A 22565-nucleotide genomic window follows, 5' to 3' on the forward strand; every position below is an offset into this window, starting at 1 on the left:
CGGCTGATGGCCTCGCTCACCGGGATCGCCGCCGCCTACCGGTGGGTCAGCGGGGTCAGCGGGCGGTACCGCCCGCCGGTGACCGAGTTCGACCGCGACCTCGTGCTGCGCATCGAAGCCGCCCGCACGGAGGCCGAGGGCGTCGTCAGTCTGCGGCTCGTGCCGCTCGACCAGGCGCCGCTGCCGGTCTGGCGGCCTGGCGCGCATCTCGACCTGCGGCTGCCGTCCGGCCGGGTCCGGCAGTACTCGCTGTGCGGGGACCCCGAAGACCGCACGTACTACCGGATCGCCGTCCGCCGCATCCCGACCGGTGAAGGCGGCTCGCTCGAGGTCCACGAAAAGCTGCGGGCCGGCTCGGTGGTGACCGTCCGCGGGCCGCGCAACGCGTTCCCGTTCGTGGCGTCGCCGCGGTACCTGTTCGTCGCGGGCGGGATCGGCATCACCCCGATCCTGCCGATGGTCCGCCGAGCCGCGGCCACTGGCTCCGGCGTCGACTGGCGGCTCGTCTACACCGGCCGCGACCGCGCGTCGATGCCGTTCCTGGCCGAGCTCGAGGCGCTGGACACCGACCGGGTGTGGATCCGGCCGGACGACGAGTTCGGCATCCCCGCGTCCGGCTCGGAGCTGCTGGAAGGCATGCCCGAGGGGGCGAGCGTCTACTGCTGCGGGCCGGTCCCGATGATCACCGGAATCCGCCTCGACCTGGCGTCGAGCACCGGGCAGGCGGTGTACTTAGAGCGGTTCTCGACGCCGCCGATCGTCAACGGCAAGCCGTTCCAGCTCGAACTGCGGCGGACCGGCGTCACGCTCGATGTCCCGGCAGACCGCTCCGCGCTCGACGTCGTGCGTGAAGCCCTGCCGGATGTGGCGTACTCCTGCCGGCAGGGCTTCTGCGGGACCTGCGCCGTCCGCACCCCGGCCGGGGAAAGCGTGCGGATCTGCGTCGCGCGCGAACCGGGCGGGACGCTGGTGCTGAATCTCTAGTGGTTCTAGCTCTGGGGGATCCAGGCACCGATCCTCGGCACGAACCCGCGGATGTTGCGCTCGGCCAGCGCACCTTCGAGGTGGTACGGGTCGGTGTCGAGGATTATCCGCAGCGCGGCTTCGTCCGAGGCCTGGAAGAGGATGACACCACCGGTGTCGTCGGCGAGCGGCCCGCCGACGGCCACCACGCCGTCGTCGGCCAACGCCGTCAGCCAATCCCGGTGCCGCGGCCGCACGTCGGCGAATTTCTCCTGCACGTAACGGGTTTCGACCAGGAACCAAGCCATGACGCCTCCAAGATCCGACAAACGCTGTGCTTACCCGACGTTACCGACCTGGATCCAGATCGTGAGCGCGGGTTCCCACAGTTTGAAATGTGTCAATACCGTGTCAACCCGATACGCTAGCTGTGCGTATGGCCAGATATGACGGTCCATTCGCACACCACAGTCAACCCGGCCGAGCTTCGCCGGTACGGTCGGACAAAGATCGAAGACGGGCGGGGGTCCATGCCGGACGACGGCGACGAGCACAACGGTGCGGGACAGCAGAGCGTGGTCGAGCAGAGTGTCGAAGCGACGTTCTCGCACCTACGCACCATGGACGGGCCAGCCGCAGGACCGCCAGAGGCGGCTGCGGCGGCCCCGCTGACGCTGGAGGACCTCTACCGCACCCATCGGATGCGCCTGGTCCGGCTCGCGATCCTGCTCGTCGACGAACCCGCGACCGCCGAAGACGTCGTCCAGGAGGCGTTCACCGGCCTGCACCGCAACTGGAGCAGGCTCCGCGACGCCGCCGCGGCCGTCGGTTACCTGCGCACCGCGGTCGTCAACGGGTCACGCAGCGTGTTGCGCCGCCGCAAGACGGCCCGGGAGTACGTGCCGCCGCACGCGGTCAACGCGCGTTCGGCCGAAAGCCTGGCGATGCTGTCCACCGAGCACCAGGCCGTGGTCAGCGCGCTGTCGAAGCTGCCACCACGCCAGCGCGAGGTCCTGGTCCTGCGGTATTACGGCGGTTTGTCCGAAGCCGAGATCTCCGAAGCCGCCGGTATCTCGAAGGGCACCGTCAAATCAACCGCCAGCCGGGCGCTCGAGGCGTTGCAGAAAGCGATGCAGTCACCGAACTGATACGCCGGTCGGAGTGATACTCGGAGTTACTTCCCCATGCTTGGTCCAGACCAATATATGCTGGGCGGCGTGAAGGGCACCGGAGACTTTGTGATCACGGGCGGGCGGCTTGCCGGTCCGACCCGAGTGCTGGACGACGGCTGGCTGGCGGTCACCGGGGGGTTGATCTCCGAAGTAGGGCAGGGGACCCCGCCCGAAGGCCACCAGGTGGACGTCGGCGGGGCGCTCGTCGTACCAGGTTTCGTCGACACGCATTGCCATGGCGGCGGTGGCGGGTCGTTCTCCAGCGGGGATCCGGACGAGCTCGCGCTCGCCGTCCGGGCCCACCGGGGGCACGGCACGACCACGATGCTCGCCAGCCTCGTGTCCGATCCGGTCCACGCGCTGTGCGACCAGATAGCCGCACTGCGTGAGCTCGTGCAGGACGGCGAGGTGCACGGCATCCACCTCGAGGGCCCGTTCATCTCCCATGCGCGCTGCGGTGCCCACGACCCGGATGCCCTGCTGGAACCCGACACGGCGACGGTCGCCACGCTCCTGGACGCCGGGCGGGGCGACATCCGCATGGTCACGCTGGCCCCGGAGCTGCAGGGCGGGGTCAAAGCCGTCCGCCAGCTCACCGAGTCCGGCGTGATCGCCGCGCTCGGGCACACCGACGGCGTGGAGGAGCAGCTCCGGCCCGCCATCGACGCCGGCGCCACCGTGGCCACGCACCTGTTCAACGGCATGCGGCCGCTGCACCACCGCGAGCCCGGCCCGGTCGGGGTCCTGCTCGACGACGAGCGGATCACCGTCGAGCTGATCTGCGATCTCGTGCACATTCACCCGACCGTGGTGCATCTCGCGGCCAAGCACGCCGGGAAGCGCCGGACCGTCCTGATCACCGATGCGATGTCGGCCACCGACGCCGCCGACGGCGCGTACCGGCTCGGCCGGCTCAAGGTCAACGTGGCCGACGGGGTCGCGACTTTGGCCGATACCGGCGCGCTCGCCGGCAGCACGCTCACCATGGACGCGGCGTTCCGGAACATGGTGCGTGGCGCGAAACTGGACATCCTGGACGCGGTGCACGCGACCTCGGCGAAACCGGCCGAACTGCTCGGCATCGATGACCGCACCGGCTCGCTGCGCGCGGGCCTCGCGGCGGACATCGTGGTGCTCGACGGCGAGCTGCGGCCGATGAAGGTGCTGCGTCAAGGCAACTGGGTCAGCGGGGTAGGCAGCGAGGTCGGCACAGTGGAGACAGCTACCGTAGGACAATGAGCGAGCCGAAGGACCCGGAGCGGCTACTGGCCGATGCGCTGCGTGCGCAAGCCGTGTTCGCGCCGCAGCCCGAACGGCCGCCGGTCGCCCCGGTGGACCCGCCCACGACGGACATCCCGCTGAACCCGGCCGCCCAGACCAGCGATACTGAGGGGCTTCCGCCGCAGTACGGGCTGCTGTCCGGCGCCGGGGCGGATTCGCTCGAGCGCGAACGCGCGGCGCTGGATTCGGCAACCGGTTCCGCCTCGCGGCCCGTTGTGCCCGCGGGTGTCCTGGACCCGCCGACCGTGCGCACCGGAAGCATCCAGCCGACCAGCGTGCCGCTGCCGGTGCATTGGGTGCTGCTGCTCGCGATCCTGCTCGGCCTCGCGGCCGGCTCGGTGATCGGCCTGCTCACGCTGCTTTGAGCAGGTCATCCGAAGTACACAGGGTGACCCTGTACCGTTTTAAGTGTGATTCTTGCGCAGAGCACCGCGAACATGTCCATCGTGCCGGACTGGCTGAACCCTGAGCACATGCTTTCCGGGCTGACTCCGACTGTCATAGCGGTGCTGTGCCTGGTCATCTTCATCGAAAGCAGCATTTTCCCGGTGCTGCCCGGCGACTCCCTGCTGTTCACCGCGGGGCTGTTCATCGCCAACGACACGCTGAAAGCGCCGCTGTGGCTGGTGTGCGTGCTGGTTTCGGCGTCCGCGCTGCTCGGTAACGCGGTCGGCTACTTCATCGGCTACAAGGTCGGCCCGGCGCTGTTCAAGCGCGAGGATTCGCGGTTCTTCAAGCAGGCGTACGTCGAGCAGACGCACGCGTTCCTGGAGAAGCACGGCCCGAAGGCGATCGTGCTCGCCAGGTTCGTCCCGTTCGTGCGGACGTTCATCACCTGGATCGCCGGCATCGGCCGGATGGACCCGAAGCGCTACTTCACCTACACGGTCATCGGCGGGATCGCGTGGGCCGCCGGGATCACCATCCTCGGCTCACTGCTGGGCCACATCGACTTCATCAAGAACAACGTCGACTCGATCTTCATCGTGATCGTGCTGATCTCGGTCATCCCGATCGGCCTGGAGTACCTCAAGGCCCGCCGCGGCAAGAAGGCGAACGCCGGGGCGCAGATCCCCGCCGAGAACGCCGCCGAAGTCACCCAGCAGATCCCCCGCATCGACAACTGACCCGCGTCCGCAACTGCTTCCCACTTTTGCGCTTTTATGCGGTCTCTTAGTTTCTAAGAGACCGCAACTCGCCGTCGAGTTGCGATGAACGTGGGACTCGTCGGGCCGGAGCGTGGGACTCGCCGGTGCCCGCTTGGGTTAGTCCATGGCGAACATGGAGCCGGGGTTGAAGAGGTTCTCCGGGTCGAGGGCAGCCTTGATCTGGCGGTGGACGCGCAGGCCGACCGGGCCGATCTCGCGTTCGAGCCACTCGCGCTTGATCTTGCCGACGCCGTGTTCGCCGGTGACCGTGCCGCCCAGCGACAGACCGATCTCGAGGATCGCGTCGAACGCCTTTCGAGCCCGCGCGAACTCGTCGGCGGAGTCCGGGGAGTAGACGATCGTGGGGTGCATGTTGCCGTCGCCGGCGTGGCCGACCACGGCGATCCGCAGCCCGACCTCCTCGCTGACCCGCTCGCAGCCGGCGATCAGTTCGGCGATGCGGGTCCGGGGCACGGAGACGTCGTCGGTGAGCCAGACGCCGTAGATCTCCAACGCCGTCAGCACGACCCGCCGCGCATGCAGGAGCATGTTGCCCTCGGCCAGGTCGTCGGTCGAATACACCAGGTCCGCACCGCAATCGGTACAGATCTGTTCCAGCGCGGCGATCTCCCGCGTCGCTGTCTCGGCGCCCGCGTCGGACTGGGCTAGCAGCAGCGCCTGGCAGTCGGAGCCGGTGCCGAGGTCGGTCTTGAGGTAGGCCTCGGCCGCCTTGATCGACGTCGCGTCCATGATCTCCAGCAACGATGGAACGAGTCCCTCCCGCACCACCCGTGCGACGGCCTCACCAGCGGCTTCTGTGCTGCTGAAGCCCGCGACCAGGGTGCACGGCGCCTGCGGCAGCGGCTTGAGCGCGAGCGTCGCCTGCGTAATGACGCCGAGCGTGCCCTCACTGCCGACGAACAGCCGCGCCAGGTCGTACCCGGCGACGCCCTTGACCGTGCGACGCCCGGTCTTCAACAGCGACCCGTCGGCGAGCACAACCTCCAAGCCCAGCACCGAATCCGTGGTGACGCCGTACTTCACGCAGCACAGCCCGCCCGCGTTCGTGGCGAGGTTGCCGCCGATCGTGCACCAGTCGTAGCTCGACGGGTCCGGTGGATAGAACAGCCCGTGCTTCTCCACCGCACCGCGGAAGTCGAGGTTCACCACGCCCGGCTGGACGACGGCGAGACGGTTGCCCGCGTCGATCTCGACGATCTCGTTGAGCTTGGTCAGCACCAGCACCACGCAGCCGTCGATCGCGTTGGCGGCGCCGGACAGCCCGCTGCCGGCACCGCGCGGCACGATCGGCACGTGGGCTTCGGCGCAGGCCCGCACGGTCGCCCGCACGCCGTCGACGTCCTCCGGCAGCACCACTGCCAGGGGTTTCCCGACCGGGGCGAGCGGCATCATGTCGTGTGAATAGCTCGCGGTGACGTCGTCGTCGGTGAGCACGGCGGCCTTGCCGAGCTCCTCACGCAGCCTGCTGACCAAAGCGTCGTTGCCCATACCTTCATGCTAACCGCCACTAGGTCCGCACTACGGAATTACTTTTCCGATTCAGTAGCAAAATTACCTGAGCCCCCGTGTACGCCAGCAGCGCCGCACCCAGCCACGCGGTGACGTGGAGCCCCTGGACGAAGGCCTCGCGAGCGGCGTTGAGCAGCGACTCCGCAGCCTCGCCCGAGAGATGCGACGCCGTGGCCGACGCGCCACCGAGCGTCTCGCGAGCGGAGTCCGGCGTGCCGGCGGGCAACCCCGCCCGATAGACAGCGGTGGCCACACTGCCCAGGATCGCCGTGCCCAGCGCGCCACCGAGCTCGTAACCCGTCTCGGAGATCGCCGATGCGGCCCCGGATCGCTCGATCGGCGCGACCGAGATGATCAGGTCGTTCGTCAGCGTCTCGGCCAGTGCGACGCCGACGCCGACCAGCGCGAACGCCACGACCAGGATCGCCAGCCCCGAGTCCACGCCGAGCTGGGTCAGCCCGAGGAAACCGGCTGCCGCGACCAGCAGCCCGCCGCCGATGAGCCGCGGAATCGGGATCCGCTTGGCGAGCTGAGCCGCCAGCAGCGCGCCGGCGACCCCGCCGACCATTCCCGGCAGGAGCCACAGTGCCGCCTTGACCGGCGAGAGACCCAGCACCAGCTGCAGATACTGCGGGATCAGGAACAGCATCCCGACCAGCGCGAACACGCCGAGCAGGTTCGTCGCGACGGACACACTGAACGCGCGGTTGCGGAACAGTTCGAGGTCCAGCATCGGGTTTTCCAGCGCGCGCTGGCGCCGGACGAACACCACGCCGAGCCCGAGCCCGGCCAGCAGGCTCACCGCCGCGAGCACGGTGACCCCGTGCTCGGCGATCAGCTTGATGCCGTAGACCACCGGCAGCACCGCCGCCAACGAAAGCACCGCCGACAGCACGTCGAACTTGCCGGGATGGCCATCGCGGGCCTCCGGCAGCATGAACGGCCCGGCGACCAGCAGCACGACCATGACGGGCACGTTGATCAGGAAGACCGAACCCCACCAGAAGTGTTCGAGCAGCCACCCGCCGAGGACCGGCCCGAGCGCCATCCCCCCGGAGAACCCCGCGCTCCATACCGCGATCGCGAAGCGGCGCTGGCGGTCGTCGAGGAAGATCGTGCGGATCAGCGAGAGCGTCGACGGCATGAGCGTCGCCCCGCCGACGCCGAGCAGCGCGCGGGCGGCGATGAGCATGAGCGGGCTGGTCGAGAACGCGGCGAGCACCGACGCGGCCCCGAAGGCCACGGCGCCGGCGAGCAGCAGCTTCCGGCGGCCGATCCGGTCGCCGAGCGTGCCCATCAGGACCAGCAGCCCGGCGAGCATGAACGAGTAGATGTCGACGATCCACAGCTGCTCGACCCCGCTCGGCGCGAGGTCGGCGCTGAGGTACGGCAGCGCGAACCCGAGCACCGTCATGTCCACGCTGATCAGCAGTACCGGCAGCACGAGTACCACCAGCGACCACCACTGCCTGCGCCCAGCCATCTTCGCCGCCACCCAACTGAACAGTCCGGACGGTACAGTTACCGTCCGGACATCAAGCTAAACCGTCCAGACGGTATAGTCAACCCATGCCGAAGCCGTCAGCCCGCGAAAAGGTCATGGACGCCTACGAGGAGCTCCTCATCGAGCAGGGACCGGGCGCCGTCACCCTGGAGGCCGTCGCTGCCCGCGCCGGGGTGTCCAAAGGCGGCCTGCTGTACCACTTCGGCTCGAAGGATGCGCTGGTCGAGGGCTTGATCGAGCGAATCGGCCAGCTGGGCGTGGCCGACCGGGAGGCCGCCAGGAACGCCCCCGAAGGCGTCGTCCGGTACTACCTGGAGTCGTCTGCGACCGACGTCACCGACGACAAGGCCATCCACCACACGACGATGGCCACCATGCGGCTGATCGGGAGCGAGCCCCGGATCGACGTCGCGATGCGCGCCTACACCGACGAGTGGCGCTTGCTGCTCAACGAGCACATCACCCACCCGGTGACCGCCGAGATCATCGGCGCCATCGGCGACGGGCTCTACTTCCGGGCTTCGCTGGGGGTGGACCCCTCACCCCTGCTCAAAGAACTCACCGACGTCCTGCTGCGGTTCTCCGAAAAAGAAACGGAACCGGGTTAGAGAATCCGGCCGTAGACGCGGGTTACGGGCAGCGTCAGGACAACACGCTGGTCTTCGACCATGGCGGCGCGGTACTCGTCCCAGTCCGGGTGCTCGCCGGCGATGCTGCGGTAGAGGCGGATCAGCGCCTCGACGGTGTCGTCGTGGGGATCCTTGGCGACGTCCGTCAGCTCGGCGCTGCCTTCGACAACGACGTAGGACCCGCCGTCCGGCGAGCTCACGTGGTAGCTGGCGCGGGGGTCGCGGCGCAGGTTCTTGGTCTTCGCGCGTGTCTCGGTCATCGAAACCTGCAGCGTCCGCGCGTCGGCGTCGTAGAAGTGCGTGACGTTGGAGAGCTGCGGCCTGCCGTCCCGTTTGACAGTCGCCAATACACCCAGGTTGCCAATCCCGAGCAGGGCCCGAAGCGCTGTGTCGTTGGCGTCGTCGCTCATAAGCCCGTCAACCACGAACCGACTCGGCGAATTCCCGGAGTTCGGCCGCGGACAGCTCGCCCGGCGCCGACCGCTCGCGGGCGAACTCGTTCGCGATGCGCTGCAGGATGACGTTGACCGGCGTCGGCACCCCGTGGGTCCGGCCGAGCAGCACGACCTCGCCGTTGAGGTAGTCGACCTCGATGGACCCAGCACTCCTGGCAAGGCTCTGCCAGGTCGAGCCACCGGCCCGATCCGTGCCCTCCACCGGCGCGGCGGTGAACTTGCCCTGGTACTCGGCGTGGTCGGCCGCGCCCGTGAAGTCGATTCCCGCGGCCCGAAGCGCCGCTTCGCCTTCCTCGGCCGCCAGCCGCGCCACCTCGCGGGCGTCCTCGGACGTGATCGGCCCGGTGATCGCCTCGACCGCGTTCTTCAGATTGATGCCCACCAGCTTCCCGTACTTCCAGCGCATCACGTCCGGAACCACGGGCGCCAGGTAGCCGGCACTCTCCAGGTCGGCGGCGATCCGGCGGGCCGTGTCGTCGACCCCGCCCGGGTACCGGCCGAGGTGCAGGACGCCGGGACGCGGCGACCCCGCGACGGCGATCAGCCCGGGTTCCAGGTAGGTGGCAGGCGTGCGGACGCACATGCCGTAGACGTCGCGGAAGCCGCGCAAGGCGAGGCGCTCGTTCTCGACGCCGTTCTGCGCGCAGACCACCGGCGCCGACGTCGGCCGCGCGGCCCAGGCGTCCAGCGCGGCGGCGCTGTCCTGCGTCTTCGTGGCGAGGACGAGCACATCGTCGTCCCGCGCTTCTAGCGCGTGCGGGCCGTCGACCACCGGAACCCCCACCGTGAGCGTGCCCTCCGGGGTGGCCAGGCGCAGGCCGTCGGTGCGCAGCGCGTCGTAGTGTTTCCCGCGGGCGACCAGCACGACTTCGTGGCCTTGCCCGAACAGCTTCCCGCCGATCGAGCCGCCGACCGCACCGGCCCCGATGATGATGTAGCGCATGGTCCCCAGCTTTTCACGAGCACATGTCGAGTTCGGGCGCGCGGGTTCGACGTCCCCTACAGGAAGAGCGACCGAAGGAGTTCACCATGACAGAGTCACACGTCCTGCTGACCGGACTCGGCTTCGGCGAGTCGCCCCGCTGGCACGAAGACCGCCTGTGGCTGGCCAACTGGGGCACCGGGGACGTCCTCGCCGTCGACACCGCGGGCCGCAGCGAGGTGATGCTGCACGTGGCCACGACCATCCCTTACTCGATCGACTGGCTGCCGGACGGCCGGTTACTCATCGTGTCCGGCCAGGAGGGGTTGCTGCTCCGCCAGGAGCCGGACGGCTCGTTGGCGACCCACGCCGAGCTGGGCGGCCTGTTCAACGAGATCGTGGTCGACGACCGGGGTAACGCCTACGTCAACGGCGGAAACGTCCTGCTGGTGACGCCGGCCGGCGTAGCCCGGGAAGTGGCGGCTGACCTGGCGTTCGGAAACGGCATGGCCATCACGCCCGACGGCTCCACGCTGATCGTCGCCGAGTCGCACGGCCACCGGCTCACCGCGTTCGACATCGCCGCCGACGGCGGGCTGTCCGGCCGCCGGGTGTGGGCGGACCTCGGCGAGGCCGCCCCCGACGGCATCTGCCTCGACGCGGAGGGGGCGGCTTGGTACGCCGACGTTCCCCATAAGCGCTGCGTACGGGTCCGCGAAGGCGGCGAAGTGCTGCAGACCGTCGACTTCGAGCACGGCTGTTTCGCCTGCATGCTGGGTGGCGCCGACCGGACGACGTTGTTCTCGCTGACGGCCGAATGGCGCGGGATGGAGAGCATCGGCGACCCCGGAACGACCGGCCGCGTCCTGACCACCGAAGTGCCGGTAGCCGGGACCGGACGGCCCTGAACTCGGCCGAACAGGGCAAACCGCGCGAAATAACCAGGCGACACTACTTGCATACGACAACTAAAGTGTCATCGGACACAGACGGGTTATTTGACTTGCGTAACGGTCACCTTGAGGCACATGCTTGCTTAAGACAACTAGTTGCAGCTGCCAAACAAGAACACTCTCAGTGAAAGAACCACCGATGGCACCACCAGTGAACGGCACCAAGTCGCGGACCGAGCTCAACGTCGCCGATGAACTCGGCGAGCAGCTCGTCCGCTTCATGCGTCTGCTCAACCGGGTCAAGTCGCAGGTCTCCGCGCAAGGACCCGACGGCATTGAACGTGCTGCGTACGGCATCCTCTTCACCCTTATCCACGAGGGTCCGCAGCGCACCAGCCGCCTCGCCGATTCGCTGCATTCCGAGATCTCCACGATCAGCAGGCAGAGCAGCTCCCTGGTCCAGCACGGCCTGATCGAACGTCAGGCCGATCCGGACGACGGCCGCGCCTGCCTGCTCGCACCCACCGCAGAGGGGCTGAGGGTGTTCGAGGAGAACCGAAAGCAGCGGAACCAGTGGCTTGCCGAGGTGCTTGCCGACTGGCCCGAGGAGGACCGCCGCACGCTCAACACCCTGTTCGGCCGGCTCAATTCCGGAATCGAAGCACACGCACAACATCTCGCCGACTCCTCGCCGGCGTCACAGGCCAAGGGGGCCTCAGCATGACTTCAACAGTAGAAAAACCACCCAAGAGCGTCGGCGCGACACCCGGCTTCACTCTCACGCACAAGCAGATCCTGACGATCCTGTCCGGCTTGATGATGGGCATGTTCCTGGCGTCGCTGGACCAGACGATCGTCAGCACCGCGATCGTCAAGATCGCGAACGACCTGAAGGGGTTCAACCTCCAGGCCTGGGCCACCACGGCGTACCTCATCACGTCGACGATCGCGACGCCGATCTACGGCAAGCTGTCCGACATCTACGGCCGCAAGCCGTTCTACCTCATCGCGATCTCGATCTTCGTGGTCGGCTCGATCGCGTCCACGTTCTCGCAGTCGATGTACGAGCTCGCCGCGTTCCGCGCCTTCCAGGGCATCGGCGCCGGTGGCCTCATGTCGCTGGCGATGACGATCATCGGTGACATCGTCCCGCCGCGAGAACGAGCCAAGTACCAGGGCTACATCCTCGCGGTGTTCGGCACCTCGACGGTGATCGGCCCGATCCTCGGCGGGTTCTTCTCCGGGTTCGACATGCTGGGCGGCATCGCCGGCTGGCGCTGGGTGTTCCTGATCAACGTCCCAATCGGCGCCATCGCGCTGTTCGTCGTGTGGAAGGTCCTCAACGTCCCCCACACCCGCCAGGAGCAGAAGATCGACTGGTGGGGCGCGCTCACACTGATCATCGCCGTCGTCCCGCTGCTCATCGTGGCCGAACAGGGCAACACCTGGGGCTGGGGCGCGGGAGGCTCGATAGCCTGCTACGCGGTCGGTGTCTTCGGCATCATCATGTTCATTGTCGTCGAGAAGCTGATGAAGGACGCGGCGCTCATCCCGTTGCGGTTGTTCAAGAACACCACCTTCTCCGTGGCGATCGTCGGCGGCGTCATCGTCGGTGTCGCGATGTTCGGCGCGATCACCATGATCCCGCAGTTCCTGCAGGTGGTGAAGGGCTACTCGCCGACCGAGTCGGGGCTGCTGATGCTGCCGCTGATGGGCGGGCTCATGCTGAGCTCGATCGTCTGCGGCCAGATCACCTCCCGCACCGGGCGCTACAAGTGGCTTCCCGTCATCGGCACCCTGATCATCGCGGTCGGCGCGTTCCTCTACGCGCAGATCCACTACGACACGCCCGTCTGGCAGCCGCTCGTCTTCGCCGGCATCATCGGCCTGGGCCTCGGTTCCTGCATGCAGACCCTGGTCATCGCGGTGCAGAACGCCGGCCCGCGCTCGGACATGGGTGTCTCCACCGCCGCCGCGACGTTCTTCCGGCAGATCGGTGGTACCGCGGGGGTCGCGGTGTTCCTGACGATCCTGTTCAACGTCCTGCCGGGCAACATCACCAAGGCCTTCCACGGCAACATCCCGGCCGGTGCCGGCGGCCAGATCGCCGGTCTGTCCACCAACACCAGCATCATCCAGGGGCTGCCGGCCGCCATCAAGGTCCCGGTACTGACCGGGTTCACCGAGTCGATCACCACGGTCTTCTACTGCGCCGCGGGCGTGGCCTTGCTGGCCGCGATCGTGCTGCTGTTCCTCAAGGAGATCCCGCTCGCCAGCGGGTCAGGCTCGGCCGCGTCGACGATGGAGGGCGGCGAGTCGCTGCTCAACGACATCGAAGACGAAGCCGCGTCAGGCACCATCGACAACGAGCTCTACGCCAACTCCGCGCTCGAAGAGCCGCGTGAACCGCTGCTGGTCGGCGCCGGTGCCGGCAAGCACTCGCTCACCAACGGGCACGGCGAGTACCAGCCCGCCACGAACGGACTGGCGGCCCCGATCATGAACTCGGCAGCGGGTTCCGGGATCGACACGACGATCGGCACCGGTGGTCAGCCGGTCACCGGGCACGTGCGGCGCCAGGACGGGACCTCGGTCTCAGGTGCCGCACTCACCCTGATCGACCAACGCGGCCGTCAGGTCTCGCGGGCGACCGGCAACCCCGACGGCAGCTACTCGGTCGCCACACCGGGCAACGGCACGTACGTGCTGATCGTCTCGGCGGGGGGGCACCAGCCCCAGGCATCCAGCGTGGTCGTCGGTGGCGGACCAGCGAAACTGGACATCACCCTCACCGGCTCGGGTGAGCTGACCGGGCTGGTCAAAATCGCCGGAGCAGGGACCCCGGTGGCCAACGCCACGGTCACCCTGACCGACGACCGCGGCGAGGTCAACGGCGCCTACATCACCCACGCCGACGGCATCTACACCTTCCACGGCGTCGGCGCCGGGCACTACACCCTCGTCGCCAGCGGACAGCAGTACCGGCCCGTAGCCGTGACACTGACCGTGCCCGACAGCGGCATCCTGCGCCACGACGTCGAACTCACCGGAGCGGTACTCCTCGCCGGCACCGCCAGGACCGAGGACGACCGGCTCGTGCCGGACGCCAGGATCACCGTCCTCGACGCGAACGGCAACGTGGCCGCAGTGGCCCGGACCGACGCCGAAGGCCGCTACGTCGTCAGCGACCTCCTCGAAGGCGACTACACCGTCGTCGCCAGCGGATACCCACCCGCCACCAGCCAGGTGAACCTGCTCGGCGGGGTCGAAGCCAGCCACGACGTCAAACTCGGCTACGACCAGGCGTTCGACGAGTTGGTGGACAGGTCATGAGCGGCCTCCGCGCCTCCATCCGCACTGCGGAAGGCTGGGCGGTCGAGAACGCGGTGCTGACGATGACCGATCTCAGCGGCCAGCAGGTCGCCAGGATCGTCTCGAACGCGAAGGGGGCAGTGGCCACCGAGCCGCTGCCCCAGGGCGTCTATACCGCGGTCATCACGTCACCGGGGCACAACCCGGTGGCGAGGACCGCGCAGATCGGCTCGGATGGCTCCGGCACGCTCGGCGACATCATCCTGGCCCCGGTGGCGGACTCGATCGAGCTCCCGCCGCCGGGTCCGTGGACGATCGACCCGATGCACTCGTCGGTGGTGGCCACGGCCAAGCACCTCGGCATCGCCAGTATCAAGGCCCGGTTCGCCGAGCTGACCGGTCAGATCATGATCTCGAGGCCCGTCGAGCAGTCTTCGGTGCACGCCGAGATCAAGGCCGCGGCGCTCGACACCGGGATCAAGATGCGGGACGACCACCTGCGCTCGTCGGATTTCCTCGACGTCGAAGCGCATCCGGTGATCTCGTTCGCCAGCACCGGGCTGCGCCAGTTCGGCTCGGACAAGTGGAAGCTCGCCGGTGACCTCACGCTGCACGGTGAGCGCCGGGAAGTCGAGCTCGACCTGGTCTACGGTGGTTACGGTCCCGACCCGTGGGGTGGCGTCCGCGCCGCGTTCCACGCCGAGACCCAGCTCAGCCGCAACGACTTCGCGATCAACTACAGCGCGATGGTGCGGGCCGGGGTCGCCGCGATCGGCACCACGGTGAAGATCGAACTCGACATCGAAGCGCTCCAAGGCAGCACGCTACCGCAGTTCTGAACCGAACCGGCCTGGCCGGAACTCTCCTCGCGAATACGCGGGGGAAGTTCCGTTCAGGCCGTTTTTTGTGCCCCTTCACACCGGCAATACACCGCTTGGCCGACTGCCGGTAGCCGCGGCAACGTAGGCTTCGCGACGTGAGCAGGGTCTATACGGAAGCGGCGGGCATCGGCGTCAGCTGGCTCGACACCGCCGGTCCGGTGCTGGTTTGGGTGATCGTGCTGAGCTTCGTGTTCATGGAGTGCGCGCTGATCATCGGCCTGTTCCTGCCCGGGGACTCACTGCTGTTCGGCGCCGGGGTGGTGCTCGCGCAGCACGGCTCGGCCACCAACGCATGGCTGCTGTCGGCCGCGGCGCTGATCGTGGCCGTGGGCGGCAACCAGATCGGCTACGCCATCGGCCGGCACACCGGCACCAGGCTCATCGCGCGTCGCGGCGGGCGCCTCCTGAACCGCCACAACCTCGAACGTGCTCAGCGCTTCCTCGATCGCAAGGGCTTCTTCGCGATCGTCGCGGCCCGGTGGATCCCGTGGATCCGCACGCTGGCGCCGCTGATCGCCGGCACCGCGCGGATGGACCAGAAGCGCTTCCTGCTCGCCACCGCGACCGGCGGCCTGCTCTGGGTGCCGACGCTGGTGCTGCTCGGCTACTACGGCGCCGGCCTGCTCGACTCGCTGCCGTGGCTCAAGACCGCCGCGCTGTGGGTGAGTGTCGCGTTCTTCGTGCTCGGGACCGCGTATGGCGTCTGGCGCTACCGCCAGGAGATGCGGCGCCCGGTCGACGAGGTCGACAACGACACAAGCACGGCCCGCGCCTGAACTGCTGATCCGGGCCTAGTCTTCGGGATCCGCCCAGATCTCGAGCTGGATACCGTCGGGATCCCGAAAAACGATGACCGTCGAACCGGTGAGCGTCCGCGAGGAAACCGCGGGCTGGTAGGTGATGTGGTAGCTGTCGAGCCGTTCTTCCCACTTGCGCAGTTCTTCGCGCGAGGACACCTTGAACGCCACGTGGTCCAGGCCGGTACGGCGTTCGTCGAACCCGGGGCGGCCGGTGTCCGGGTGCTGTACCAGCACCACCGAGAACCCCTCGCTCGGCGAGCGAAGGACCACCTTGCGCAGCCCGGTTTCGAGGTCGTCCCGGCGCGTGACCTCCTCGAGCTCCAAAACCCTGGCGTACCAGGGCACGCTTCTATCGACGTCGGTCACCGTGAGCGCCAAGTGGTGCACGGACCTGAGTTCCGACATGTTGTGCGGCCGTCCTTTCCGACCCCCCATCGCACCCTGACGCATATCAAAGCGGCAGGCTCCGACCCAGGTATATCCGCCCCTGGTGAATTCCTGGTGCCCTGGCCCGTGCTAATGATCATGCAACTGAGCGCGCCCCCAGCGTTGCATACCGACGTTCAAGACCATGAGGAATCGAAACAGTTATTTACTAATCGTGACCAATTTGGTCGCGACCGTTACCTTCGCGGTCCTACCGGCCGCCGCCGACCGGCAGGACCGCGCCGGTGGTGTACGTCGAGGCAGGCGACAGCAGGAACAAAACCGCCTCCGCGATCTCGGCCGGCCGACCGGCCCGGCGCATCGGGATCGTCGGCGCGAGCCGGTCGAGGCGGTCGGGCATCCCGGCGGCCACGTGCAGGCCGGTCTCGACCAACCCGGGCGCGACGGCGTTGACCCGGACCCCCTCGTCGGCCACCTCCTGCGCGAGACCGAAGGTGAGCGTCTCGACCGCGGCCTTCGTCGCGGCGTAGTGCACCCACTCGCCCGCGGAACCGGTGCGCGCGGCCGTCGAGGAGATGTTGACGATCGACCCGCCCGCGCCGCCATAACGCGTCGACATGCGACGGACGGCCTCGCGGGCACACAGGAACACGCCGGTGACGTTGACGTCGAGCACGCGGCGCACGGTGTCGACGCTCTGCTCGTCGAGCCGGCCAGGGGTGTTGCCGGTGATCGCGGCGTTGCTGACCAGCGCTTTCAGCGGCCCCAGCTCGGCGGCCGCGTCGAACAGCGCGCGCACGTCGTCCTCGGACGAGACGTCGCCGCGCACCGCGAGCGCCTGCCTGCCGTGGCGGCGGACCGCCTCGGCGACCTCCTTGGCGGCGGTCACGTCGCCCGCGTAGTTGACGACGACGTCGTACCCGCGCTCGGCGGCCAACACGCAGATCGCCGCCCCGATCCCCCGGCTCCCGCCGGTCACGATCATCGTCATGGCGTCAGCGTATTGGAGGCCGCATTCGGGGCAGTGAGGTCCTTTTCGAACCAGTGGTGGGCGTAGGCCTCGGTGTTGTAGGCGGGCACTTCGGTGAACCCGGACGAGCGGTAGAGGGCTATCGCTTCGGTCAGTGCCTTGTTCGTGTCGAGGCGGAGGAAGCGGCTGCCGTGGTCGACCGCGCGCTTCTCCAACTCGCCGAGCAGGCGGCGGCCAAGTCCCATCCCGCGTACCGCGTCCGCGACCCACACGCGCTTGACTTCGCAGATCTCGCCGTGGAACTTCACCGACCCGCAGCCGACCGGCTCTTCACCGAGTCGGGCCACGACGAACAGTCCGGCGGGCGCACGCACCTCGTCATCACCGATGGGGTTGGCCTGCGTGGCGTCGAAACCGGCGTCGAACCGGGCGTTGATCTCGGCGTAGTACGAGCTGATGCAGCGGCGCGCGTCGGGATGCGCCGGGTCGGTGTCCACGAGCTCGATCGTCCCGGTCCGCAGGAGCAGCTCGACCTCGGACATCGCCGCGACGAGCCGGGCCTGCTGCTTGGGGTTCAGTGGTTTGAGCAGAACCTCGGCGACCTCGTCGCTGCGCTCGTCCAACGCCTGCCACTCGGCTGCGCCCGAAACCGTCAGACGGGCGATCCGGACACGGCGATCGGCCTCCGTGGTCTCGACCGTGATCAGCCCGGCGGCTTCGAGCGAACGCAGCAACCGGCTGAGGTACCCCGAGTCGAGCCCGAGCTCCGCCCGCAACGACCGGACGTCCCGGCCCTCGCGCCCGATCTCCCACAGCACCCGCGCTTCGCCGAGCGGCCTCGCCGTCCCGAGGTAGCGGTCCTGCAGGGCACCCACCCGCTGGGTGACCGTCCGGTTGAATCGCCGCACCCGCGAAACCATCTCCACGTCCATTCTCTGACTTTAGTCAGGTAATGCGCGTGCGGGCAAAAGGGTTGACTGGATCAGCGACCCGCGTCCGTGGGGCTGGTGGTGTCGGTGTGACTGCTGGGGCGCCCGAAGGCACTTTCGGCAGGGCAGGGGCGTCGTCAAGACCTAGTTGAGTGCGCCCTACGCCGTGAAGGTGGCCTTCACGACACGTCACAACGCCACACCCGCCACATCAGCCGCACCAGTGACAGCGACATGACGCGACAGGGCCTCGGACCGCCTTGTGCGTGCACCAACTCGCCCGGGTCCTTGCCGCAGTAAGGCCGAACCCACCACCTCAACCGGCCAACCACCAGACACGCTCAAGTTCCAGGCATTGGCGTCCAACGCCACGAGGGTGGCCCCGAGAGCTCCTCTCGAGACGTGAGGTCAGATCGCGAAGTTGACCAGAGGGAGGTTTTCCAGGACGAGGTCGGCGCGGGTCGAGGTGGCGGCGATGATGTCGGCGTTGCGCTGGTCGGAGCCGAGGGCGCGCTGCTTGGCCTCGACGAGCGAGCGGCCGTACCGACGGTGGCGGCTGACGAGGCGTTCCAGGCGCTCCGGCTCGTCCGGCGCGAGGAACCAGGCCTCGGTCAGCAGCGGCTTCACGCCACTCCACGGGTCCTCGTCGAGGAGCAGGTAGTTGCCTTCGGTGATGACCAGCGGAACCTCGGGCGGCACCACGACGGCGCCGGCGATCGGCTCTTCGATCTCGCGCCGGAACTCCGGGGCGTACACCGTGTCGGTGCCTTCACGCAGGCGCCGGACCAGGTTCACGTACCCGGCGGCGTCGAAAGTGTCGGGCGCGCCCTTGCGGTCGGTGCGCTTGAGCCGCTGCAGCTCGCTCTGGGCCAGGTGGAACCCGTCCATGCCGACGACGACCGCGCGCGAACCGAGCGCGTTGGCCAGGCCCCAGGCCAGGGTGGTCTTCCCGGACGCCGGCGCGCCCACGATCCCCAGCACGCTGCGCTGGCCCGGCTTGGCGAACGCCTGCGCCCTGGCCAGCAGGTCCTCGAACGATGTCATCGCACTCCCATCCGTTTCGCCTGGACCTCAGCAAACCATGCCCTCGGCCCGGCGTACCGCACCCGTTCGGCGGCGACCTCGTTGGCGAACTCGATCAGCCGGGGCAGCCCGGCCGCCGCCGACCGGCCCACGCCGAACGCCAGCGCTCCGTGCCAGACGTCGCCTGCACCGAGTGTGTCAACAGCGGCCACCCGAGGTACAGGCACCTCGCCTGTTTTTCCCCCGGCCGACCAGCGGACCGGACCAGCTCCGGCAGTGGTTATGACCGCCGGGACCCCGCGTTCGCGCAGGCTCGGTCCGGGCACCCGGAAATGCGCTGAGCACGCCGCGATGTCCACCAGGCCCAGGAGCTCGTCGAGGACCGGTTTCCAGCTGCCGGCGTCGAGCACTACGGGCACGCCACGGTCACGTCCCCATCTTGCCGCCGCGAGCGCGAGGTCCGGGTAATGCCCGTCGACCAGCACCGCTGTCACGTCCCGCAGCTCGGCGGCGAGTCGCGGGACGGCACCAGCGGCACTGGTGACAGACGCGGCGTTGCGGGAGACGACCGTGCGTTCCCCGTCGCGATCCCGGACGGCGACGGCGCTCAGCGCGGGCGGATCGGTGTGCGCGGGATCGGCGTCGACGACGTCGACACCGTGTGCCGCCAAGTCCGCGCGGGCCAGGTCGGCGAGCGGATGCGTACCGAGGACCGTCCACAACGTCGCCGAGCCGCCGAGCGCGGACACCGTGACCGCCGCGTTGGTCGCCGGCCCGCCCGCCGCGACGTCGACCGAGAGCGACTGGACCTTCTCGCCGGGCGCCGGAAAGTCGTCGACGCGCTGGACGACGTCGACCGTGCACAGCCCGGCGAGAAGGACGGTCATTCCGCGAGGCCGGCCCGGACCGCGGCCTCGACCTCGTGGATCTCGCCGTCTTCGCCGAGGCGCAGCGCACCGGTGAGCAGGCCGACGACCTGGTTCATCGTATGCGTCTTCGGCGACACCACCGCCACCCGCTTGCCGAGCCGGTGCACGTGGATCCGGTCGGCGATGTCGAACACGTGCGGCATGTTGTGGCTGATCAGCACCACCGGCAGGCCGCGCTCGCGGATGCGGTCGATCAGCGCGAGCACCTGGCCGGACTCGGTCACGCCGAGCGCGGCCGTCGGTTCGTCCATGATCACGGCCTTGCTGCCGAACGCGGCCGCGCGGGCCACCGCGACCCCTTGGCGCTGCCCACCGGACAAGGTCTCGACGAGCTGGGTGATCGACTTGATCCCGATGCCGAGTTCGTCGAGCACGCGCTGCGCTTCCGCCCGCATGTCCGCGGTGTCGAGCTTCCGGAACAGGCTGCCGAACATGTCCTTGCGCCGTTTTTCCCGGCCCAGGAACATATTCGACGCGATGTCGAGCGCGGGCGCGACGGCGAGGTCCTGGTACACCGTCTCGATGCCGTACTTGCGCGCGTCGAGCGGCGTGCGGAAGTGCACAAGTTCGCCGTCGACCCGGATCTGGCCCTCATCCGGCACCACCGCGCCGGACAAAGCCTTGATGAGACTGGACTTCCCGGCGCCGTTGTCCCCGACCACGGCGAGCACTTCGCCGGGATAGAGGTCGAAGTCGGCGCCGTCGATGGCGACGACCCGGCCGTACTTCTTGACCAGTCCGCGCGCGGAAAGTGTCGGCTGCGTCTGTTCGGTCATGCTGACTGCCTCCTCGCGAGCCGATCCACGATCACCGCGGCGACGAGCAGCGCGCCTGTCGCGACATCCTGATAAAGCGCGTCGACACCCATCTGCGTCAAGCCCGAACGCAGCACGGCGACCACGAGCGCGCCGAGCATCGTGCCGATGACCGAGCCTCGGCCGCCGAACAGGCTCGCGCCGCCAAGGACCACCGCGGTGATCGAGTCCAGGTTTCCGGTCTGGTAAGCGTTCGGGTCCGCGTTGGGCACCCGGCCGAGCGCCTGCCAGGCTGCGATCCCGAAGATCACCCCGGCCGTGATGTACACCGAAAGGATCGTCCGGTTGATCTTGATCCCGGACAGCCGCGAGGACTCCGGCGCGTTGCCGACTGCGTAGACATGCTTGCCCCACGCCGTTTTCGACAGCGCGTACCACATTCCGAGGTACATCAGCAGCGCCAACGTCATCCCGTAGGTGATCGGGATGCCGCCGAAGAGGTACCGCTTGGTGCCGAGCCAGGTGAGCAGCCCGTCGGACACCGGCACGGCCTGCCCGCCGGCGACCAGCTTGGCCGCGGCGGTGAGCATGGTGAACAAGCCGAGCGTGACGATGAACGGCGGCAGCTTGATCCGCGTCACCAGCGAGCCGGTGAACGCGCTGATCACCACGGTCGCGACGGTGCCGACGATCAGGGCGAACAGACCGTTCGTGCCGCTGCCGACCAGTTTCGCCATCAGCAACGTGCCGAGCACCATCGCCGCCGCGTTGGACAGGTCGATGCCGGCGGTCAGGATGATCAGCGTCTGACCGAGCGCCAGCGTGCCGACGACGACGGACTGCTGAACGACCAGGGACATATTGTCGAGGTCGAGGAAAGTCGTTGTGGTGAGCGAAAAAACGATGATCGCGACGATGAGCGCGAGAGCCGGGCCGACGGCCGGGGCACGCAGGAAGAACTCACCGAGCGTCGCGCGGTCTGAATTCTGGGCTGTTTTCGTGGTAACCACAGCGGAAGTCATCACTTGCCTCCCCAGCAGTTGGCGAGGCCCCAGGTCGTGTTCTGGCTGGGGACACCGGGCATGGGCTTGTCGGTGATCACCGCGGAGCCGGTGTCGATGAACCCCGCCGGCTTCTTTCCGGTCTTCGCGTATTCCACCGCCGCGGCAACCCCTTCTTGCGCCATCTTCTTCGGGAACTGCATGACGGTCGCCGCGTAGTCGCCGTCCTTGACGTTCTGGACGCCTTCGCAGCCGCCGTCGATGGAACCCATGACGACCTGGCTCGCGAGCCCGCGTGCCTTCAGCGCGGCAAACGCGCCGCGGCCCATCGGCTCGTTCATCGTGTACACCGAGTTGATGTCGGTGGTGCGCTGCAACAGGTTCTCCATCCCCTGCTGCGCCTGGCTCTGATCGCCGTTGGCCGGGGTCTTGCCCTTGATCTCCGGCGAGGCGTCGGTCAGCCCGATGCCCTTGAGGAACCCGCCGTGCCGCTGGGTGTCGACCGTGCTGCCGGCGGTGCCGTCGACCATGAAGAACTTTGGCGCCGCACCGGCGAGCGCGGCCTTGACGTACGCGCCCTCCTGGCGACCAGCCTCGAAGTTGTCGGTCGCGTAGGTGGCGTCGACGGCCGAAGCCGGGTCGGTTGCGGTGTCGAGCGCGATGACCAGTACCCCGGCCTGACGCGCGTCGTCGATCGCCTTGAGCACGCCCGTGGACGAGCTCGGCGTGATGAGGATGGTGTTGACGCCTTGCTGGCGCAGGTTTTCAATGGCCCGGACCTGGCCGTCGTTGTCACCGTCGAACTGGCCGGCGAGCGCGCTGAAGCTCGCGCCCTGCGCGTCCGCGGCGGCCTTGGCGGCTTTGCGGAGTTCGACGAAGTACGGGTTGGTGTCGGTCTTGGTGACCAGGCCGATCTTGGCCTGCCCGCCGCTGCCGGCGGTCGTCGTAGCGCCCCAGTGGCGCTGGACGGTGCACGCGGACAAGGTCAGGACGGCGGCGGCGAGCACCGCGACCCCGACGATCGGTTGGGACTTGAGCGGTTTGAGACGGCGGTGTCTCATCACTACCTACCTCCGAGAGG

24 protein-coding genes are annotated in these 22565 nt (G+C 68.4%); 11 read left to right on the forward strand and 13 right to left on the reverse strand.

Annotation, left to right across the window (positions count from 1 at the left end; genetic code table 11):
* Positions 1-6 precede the first annotated feature (6 nt).
* Positions 7-984: a PDR/VanB family oxidoreductase gene (locus tag JWQ81_RS12130; RefSeq protein WP_297540924.1), complete on the forward strand. Its 978-nt coding sequence runs from the start codon at positions 7-9 to the stop codon at positions 982-984.
* A gap of 5 nt (positions 985-989) precedes the next feature.
* Here JWQ81_RS12130 and JWQ81_RS12135 read toward each other — a convergent pair whose 3' ends face one another.
* On the reverse strand, positions 990-1271 hold the full coding sequence (locus JWQ81_RS12135) for a YciI family protein (protein ID WP_297540700.1): 282 nt from the start codon (positions 1269-1271) through the stop codon (positions 990-992).
* A 222-nt stretch (positions 1272-1493) separates the two neighbouring features.
* On the opposite strand from JWQ81_RS12135, the gene JWQ81_RS12140 reads away from it, so the two are divergent.
* From JWQ81_RS12140 to JWQ81_RS12155, 4 genes are all read left to right on the forward strand, one after another.
* On the forward strand, positions 1494-2111 hold the full coding sequence (locus tag JWQ81_RS12140; RefSeq protein ID WP_297540702.1) for a SigE family RNA polymerase sigma factor: 618 nt from the start codon (positions 1494-1496) through the stop codon (positions 2109-2111).
* Between the two features lie 90 nt (positions 2112-2201).
* Positions 2202-3374, forward strand: a complete 1173-nt coding sequence (gene nagA, locus JWQ81_RS12145) for an N-acetylglucosamine-6-phosphate deacetylase (RefSeq protein WP_297540926.1) — start codon at positions 2202-2204, stop codon at positions 3372-3374.
* Positions 3371-3781 carry a hypothetical protein gene (locus JWQ81_RS12150; RefSeq protein WP_297540704.1) on the forward strand — a complete coding sequence of 137 codons (411 nt, stop codon included), beginning with the start codon at positions 3371-3373 and terminating at the stop codon, positions 3779-3781. Before nagA ends, JWQ81_RS12150 begins: the two co-directional genes overlap by 4 nt.
* A 45-nt stretch (positions 3782-3826) precedes the next feature.
* Positions 3827-4543, forward strand: coding sequence for a VTT domain-containing protein (locus JWQ81_RS12155; protein WP_297540706.1), 717 nt, complete (start codon positions 3827-3829; stop codon positions 4541-4543).
* Between the two features lie 138 nt (positions 4544-4681).
* On the opposite strand, the gene JWQ81_RS12160 is transcribed toward JWQ81_RS12155, so the two are convergent.
* Together JWQ81_RS12160 and JWQ81_RS12165 are read right to left on the reverse strand one after the other, a co-directional pair.
* Positions 4682-6073, reverse strand: coding sequence for an FAD-linked oxidase C-terminal domain-containing protein (locus JWQ81_RS12160; protein ID WP_297540708.1), 1392 nt, complete (start codon positions 6071-6073; stop codon positions 4682-4684).
* A 19-nt stretch (positions 6074-6092) separates the two neighbouring features.
* Complete coding sequence (locus tag JWQ81_RS12165; protein WP_297540710.1) at positions 6093-7577, reverse strand: MFS transporter; 1485 nt, start codon at positions 7575-7577, stop codon at positions 6093-6095.
* 86 nt (positions 7578-7663) lie between these two features.
* Between JWQ81_RS12165 and JWQ81_RS12170 the strand changes: the two genes are divergently transcribed.
* Positions 7664-8206, forward strand: coding sequence for a TetR/AcrR family transcriptional regulator (locus JWQ81_RS12170; protein ID WP_297540712.1), 543 nt, complete (start codon positions 7664-7666; stop codon positions 8204-8206).
* Here JWQ81_RS12170 and JWQ81_RS12175 read toward each other — a convergent pair.
* Complete coding sequence (locus JWQ81_RS12175; protein ID WP_297540714.1) at positions 8203-8637, reverse strand: PPOX class F420-dependent oxidoreductase; 435 nt, start codon at positions 8635-8637, stop codon at positions 8203-8205. The genes JWQ81_RS12170 and JWQ81_RS12175 overlap by 4 nt on opposite strands.
* A gap of 7 nt (positions 8638-8644) precedes the next feature.
* Positions 8645-9625: a ketopantoate reductase family protein gene (locus JWQ81_RS12180; protein ID WP_297540716.1), complete on the reverse strand. Its 981-nt coding sequence runs from the start codon at positions 9623-9625 to the stop codon at positions 8645-8647.
* Positions 9626-9711: 86 nt separating this feature from the next.
* Between JWQ81_RS12180 and JWQ81_RS12185 the strand changes: the two genes are divergently transcribed.
* From JWQ81_RS12185 to JWQ81_RS12205, 5 genes are all read left to right on the forward strand, one after another.
* Positions 9712-10512 (forward strand): SMP-30/gluconolactonase/LRE family protein, encoded by an 801-nt coding sequence (locus tag JWQ81_RS12185; RefSeq protein ID WP_297540718.1) that lies wholly within the window; start codon positions 9712-9714, stop codon positions 10510-10512.
* Positions 10513-10696: 184 nt separating this feature from the next.
* On the forward strand, positions 10697-11221 hold the full coding sequence (locus tag JWQ81_RS12190) for a MarR family transcriptional regulator (RefSeq protein WP_297540720.1): 525 nt from the start codon (positions 10697-10699) through the stop codon (positions 11219-11221).
* Positions 11218-13830 carry an MFS transporter gene (locus JWQ81_RS12195; protein WP_297540722.1) on the forward strand — a complete coding sequence of 871 codons (2613 nt, stop codon included), beginning with the start codon at positions 11218-11220 and terminating at the stop codon, positions 13828-13830. The genes JWQ81_RS12190 and JWQ81_RS12195 overlap by 4 nt, the downstream gene beginning before the upstream one ends.
* Complete coding sequence (locus JWQ81_RS12200) at positions 13827-14648, forward strand: YceI family protein (RefSeq protein WP_297540725.1); 822 nt, start codon at positions 13827-13829, stop codon at positions 14646-14648. The genes JWQ81_RS12195 and JWQ81_RS12200 overlap by 4 nt, the downstream gene beginning before the upstream one ends.
* Before the next feature lie 137 nt (positions 14649-14785).
* Positions 14786-15466 (forward strand): DedA family protein, encoded by a 681-nt coding sequence (locus JWQ81_RS12205; RefSeq protein WP_297540727.1) that lies wholly within the window; start codon positions 14786-14788, stop codon positions 15464-15466.
* 15 nt (positions 15467-15481) lie between these two features.
* On the opposite strand, the gene JWQ81_RS12210 is transcribed toward JWQ81_RS12205, so the two are convergent.
* From JWQ81_RS12210 to JWQ81_RS12245, 8 genes are all read right to left on the reverse strand, one after another.
* A complete protein-coding gene (locus JWQ81_RS12210) occupies positions 15482-15895 on the reverse strand; it encodes a VOC family protein (protein WP_297540729.1) in 414 nt (137 codons plus the stop codon).
* Between the two features lie 232 nt (positions 15896-16127).
* Positions 16128-16868: an SDR family oxidoreductase gene (locus JWQ81_RS12215; RefSeq protein ID WP_297540731.1), complete on the reverse strand. Its 741-nt coding sequence runs from the start codon at positions 16866-16868 to the stop codon at positions 16128-16130.
* Positions 16865-17779 (reverse strand): helix-turn-helix domain-containing GNAT family N-acetyltransferase, encoded by a 915-nt coding sequence (locus JWQ81_RS12220; RefSeq protein WP_297540733.1) that lies wholly within the window; start codon positions 17777-17779, stop codon positions 16865-16867. The genes JWQ81_RS12215 and JWQ81_RS12220 overlap by 4 nt, the downstream gene beginning before the upstream one ends.
* Before the next feature lie 405 nt (positions 17780-18184).
* On the reverse strand, positions 18185-18820 hold the full coding sequence (locus JWQ81_RS12225; protein ID WP_297540735.1) for a nucleoside/nucleotide kinase family protein: 636 nt from the start codon (positions 18818-18820) through the stop codon (positions 18185-18187).
* Complete coding sequence (locus JWQ81_RS12230; RefSeq protein ID WP_297540737.1) at positions 18817-19686, reverse strand: PfkB family carbohydrate kinase; 870 nt, start codon at positions 19684-19686, stop codon at positions 18817-18819. The genes JWQ81_RS12225 and JWQ81_RS12230 overlap by 4 nt, the downstream gene beginning before the upstream one ends.
* Positions 19683-20504: an ATP-binding cassette domain-containing protein gene (locus tag JWQ81_RS12235; protein WP_297540739.1), complete on the reverse strand. Its 822-nt coding sequence runs from the start codon at positions 20502-20504 to the stop codon at positions 19683-19685. Before JWQ81_RS12235 ends, JWQ81_RS12230 begins: the two co-directional genes overlap by 4 nt.
* Positions 20501-21505 (reverse strand): ABC transporter permease, encoded by a 1005-nt coding sequence (locus JWQ81_RS12240; RefSeq protein ID WP_297540741.1) that lies wholly within the window; start codon positions 21503-21505, stop codon positions 20501-20503. Before JWQ81_RS12240 ends, JWQ81_RS12235 begins: the two co-directional genes overlap by 4 nt.
* Positions 21505-22545 carry a substrate-binding domain-containing protein gene (locus JWQ81_RS12245; protein ID WP_297540743.1) on the reverse strand — a complete coding sequence of 347 codons (1041 nt, stop codon included), beginning with the start codon at positions 22543-22545 and terminating at the stop codon, positions 21505-21507. Before JWQ81_RS12245 ends, JWQ81_RS12240 begins: the two co-directional genes overlap by 1 nt.
* Positions 22546-22565: the final 20 nt, after the last annotated feature.

Source organism: Amycolatopsis sp. (assembly GCF_025464955.1).
GTDB lineage: Bacteria > Actinomycetota > Actinomycetes > Mycobacteriales > Pseudonocardiaceae > Amycolatopsis.

Excerpts from the sequence above, each read along its gene's own strand:
- JWQ81_RS12130 (WP_297540924.1), top strand. The coding sequence starts at position 7 with ATGGCCTCGCTCACCGGGATCGCCGCCGCCTACCGGTGGGTCAGCGGG.
- JWQ81_RS12135 (WP_297540700.1), bottom strand. The coding sequence starts at position 1,271 with ATGGCTTGGTTCCTGGTCGAAACCCGTTACGTGCAGGAGAAATTCGCC.
- JWQ81_RS12140 (WP_297540702.1), top strand. The coding sequence starts at position 1,494 with ATGCCGGACGACGGCGACGAGCACAACGGTGCGGGACAGCAGAGCGTG.
- JWQ81_RS12150 (WP_297540704.1), top strand. The coding sequence starts at position 3,371 with ATGAGCGAGCCGAAGGACCCGGAGCGGCTACTGGCCGATGCGCTGCGT.
- JWQ81_RS12160 (WP_297540708.1), bottom strand. The coding sequence starts at position 6,073 with ATGGGCAACGACGCTTTGGTCAGCAGGCTGCGTGAGGAGCTCGGCAAG.
- JWQ81_RS12165 (WP_297540710.1), bottom strand. The coding sequence starts at position 7,577 with ATGGCTGGGCGCAGGCAGTGGTGGTCGCTGGTGGTACTCGTGCTGCCG.
- JWQ81_RS12170 (WP_297540712.1), top strand. The coding sequence starts at position 7,664 with ATGCCGAAGCCGTCAGCCCGCGAAAAGGTCATGGACGCCTACGAGGAG.
- JWQ81_RS12175 (WP_297540714.1), bottom strand. The coding sequence starts at position 8,637 with ATGAGCGACGACGCCAACGACACAGCGCTTCGGGCCCTGCTCGGGATT.
- JWQ81_RS12180 (WP_297540716.1), bottom strand. The coding sequence starts at position 9,625 with ATGCGCTACATCATCATCGGGGCCGGTGCGGTCGGCGGCTCGATCGGC.
- JWQ81_RS12185 (WP_297540718.1), top strand. The coding sequence starts at position 9,712 with ATGACAGAGTCACACGTCCTGCTGACCGGACTCGGCTTCGGCGAGTCG.
- JWQ81_RS12190 (WP_297540720.1), top strand. The coding sequence starts at position 10,697 with ATGGCACCACCAGTGAACGGCACCAAGTCGCGGACCGAGCTCAACGTC.
- JWQ81_RS12195 (WP_297540722.1), top strand. The coding sequence starts at position 11,218 with ATGACTTCAACAGTAGAAAAACCACCCAAGAGCGTCGGCGCGACACCC.
- JWQ81_RS12200 (WP_297540725.1), top strand. The coding sequence starts at position 13,827 with ATGAGCGGCCTCCGCGCCTCCATCCGCACTGCGGAAGGCTGGGCGGTC.
- JWQ81_RS12210 (WP_297540729.1), bottom strand. The coding sequence starts at position 15,895 with ATGTCGGAACTCAGGTCCGTGCACCACTTGGCGCTCACGGTGACCGAC.
- JWQ81_RS12215 (WP_297540731.1), bottom strand. The coding sequence starts at position 16,868 with ATGACGATGATCGTGACCGGCGGGAGCCGGGGGATCGGGGCGGCGATC.
- JWQ81_RS12220 (WP_297540733.1), bottom strand. The coding sequence starts at position 17,779 with ATGGACGTGGAGATGGTTTCGCGGGTGCGGCGATTCAACCGGACGGTC.
- JWQ81_RS12225 (WP_297540735.1), bottom strand. The coding sequence starts at position 18,820 with ATGACATCGTTCGAGGACCTGCTGGCCAGGGCGCAGGCGTTCGCCAAG.
- JWQ81_RS12230 (WP_297540737.1), bottom strand. The coding sequence starts at position 19,686 with ATGACCGTCCTTCTCGCCGGGCTGTGCACGGTCGACGTCGTCCAGCGC.
- JWQ81_RS12235 (WP_297540739.1), bottom strand. The coding sequence starts at position 20,504 with ATGACCGAACAGACGCAGCCGACACTTTCCGCGCGCGGACTGGTCAAG.
- JWQ81_RS12240 (WP_297540741.1), bottom strand. The coding sequence starts at position 21,505 with ATGACTTCCGCTGTGGTTACCACGAAAACAGCCCAGAATTCAGACCGC.
- JWQ81_RS12245 (WP_297540743.1), bottom strand. The coding sequence starts at position 22,545 with ATGAGACACCGCCGTCTCAAACCGCTCAAGTCCCAACCGATCGTCGGG.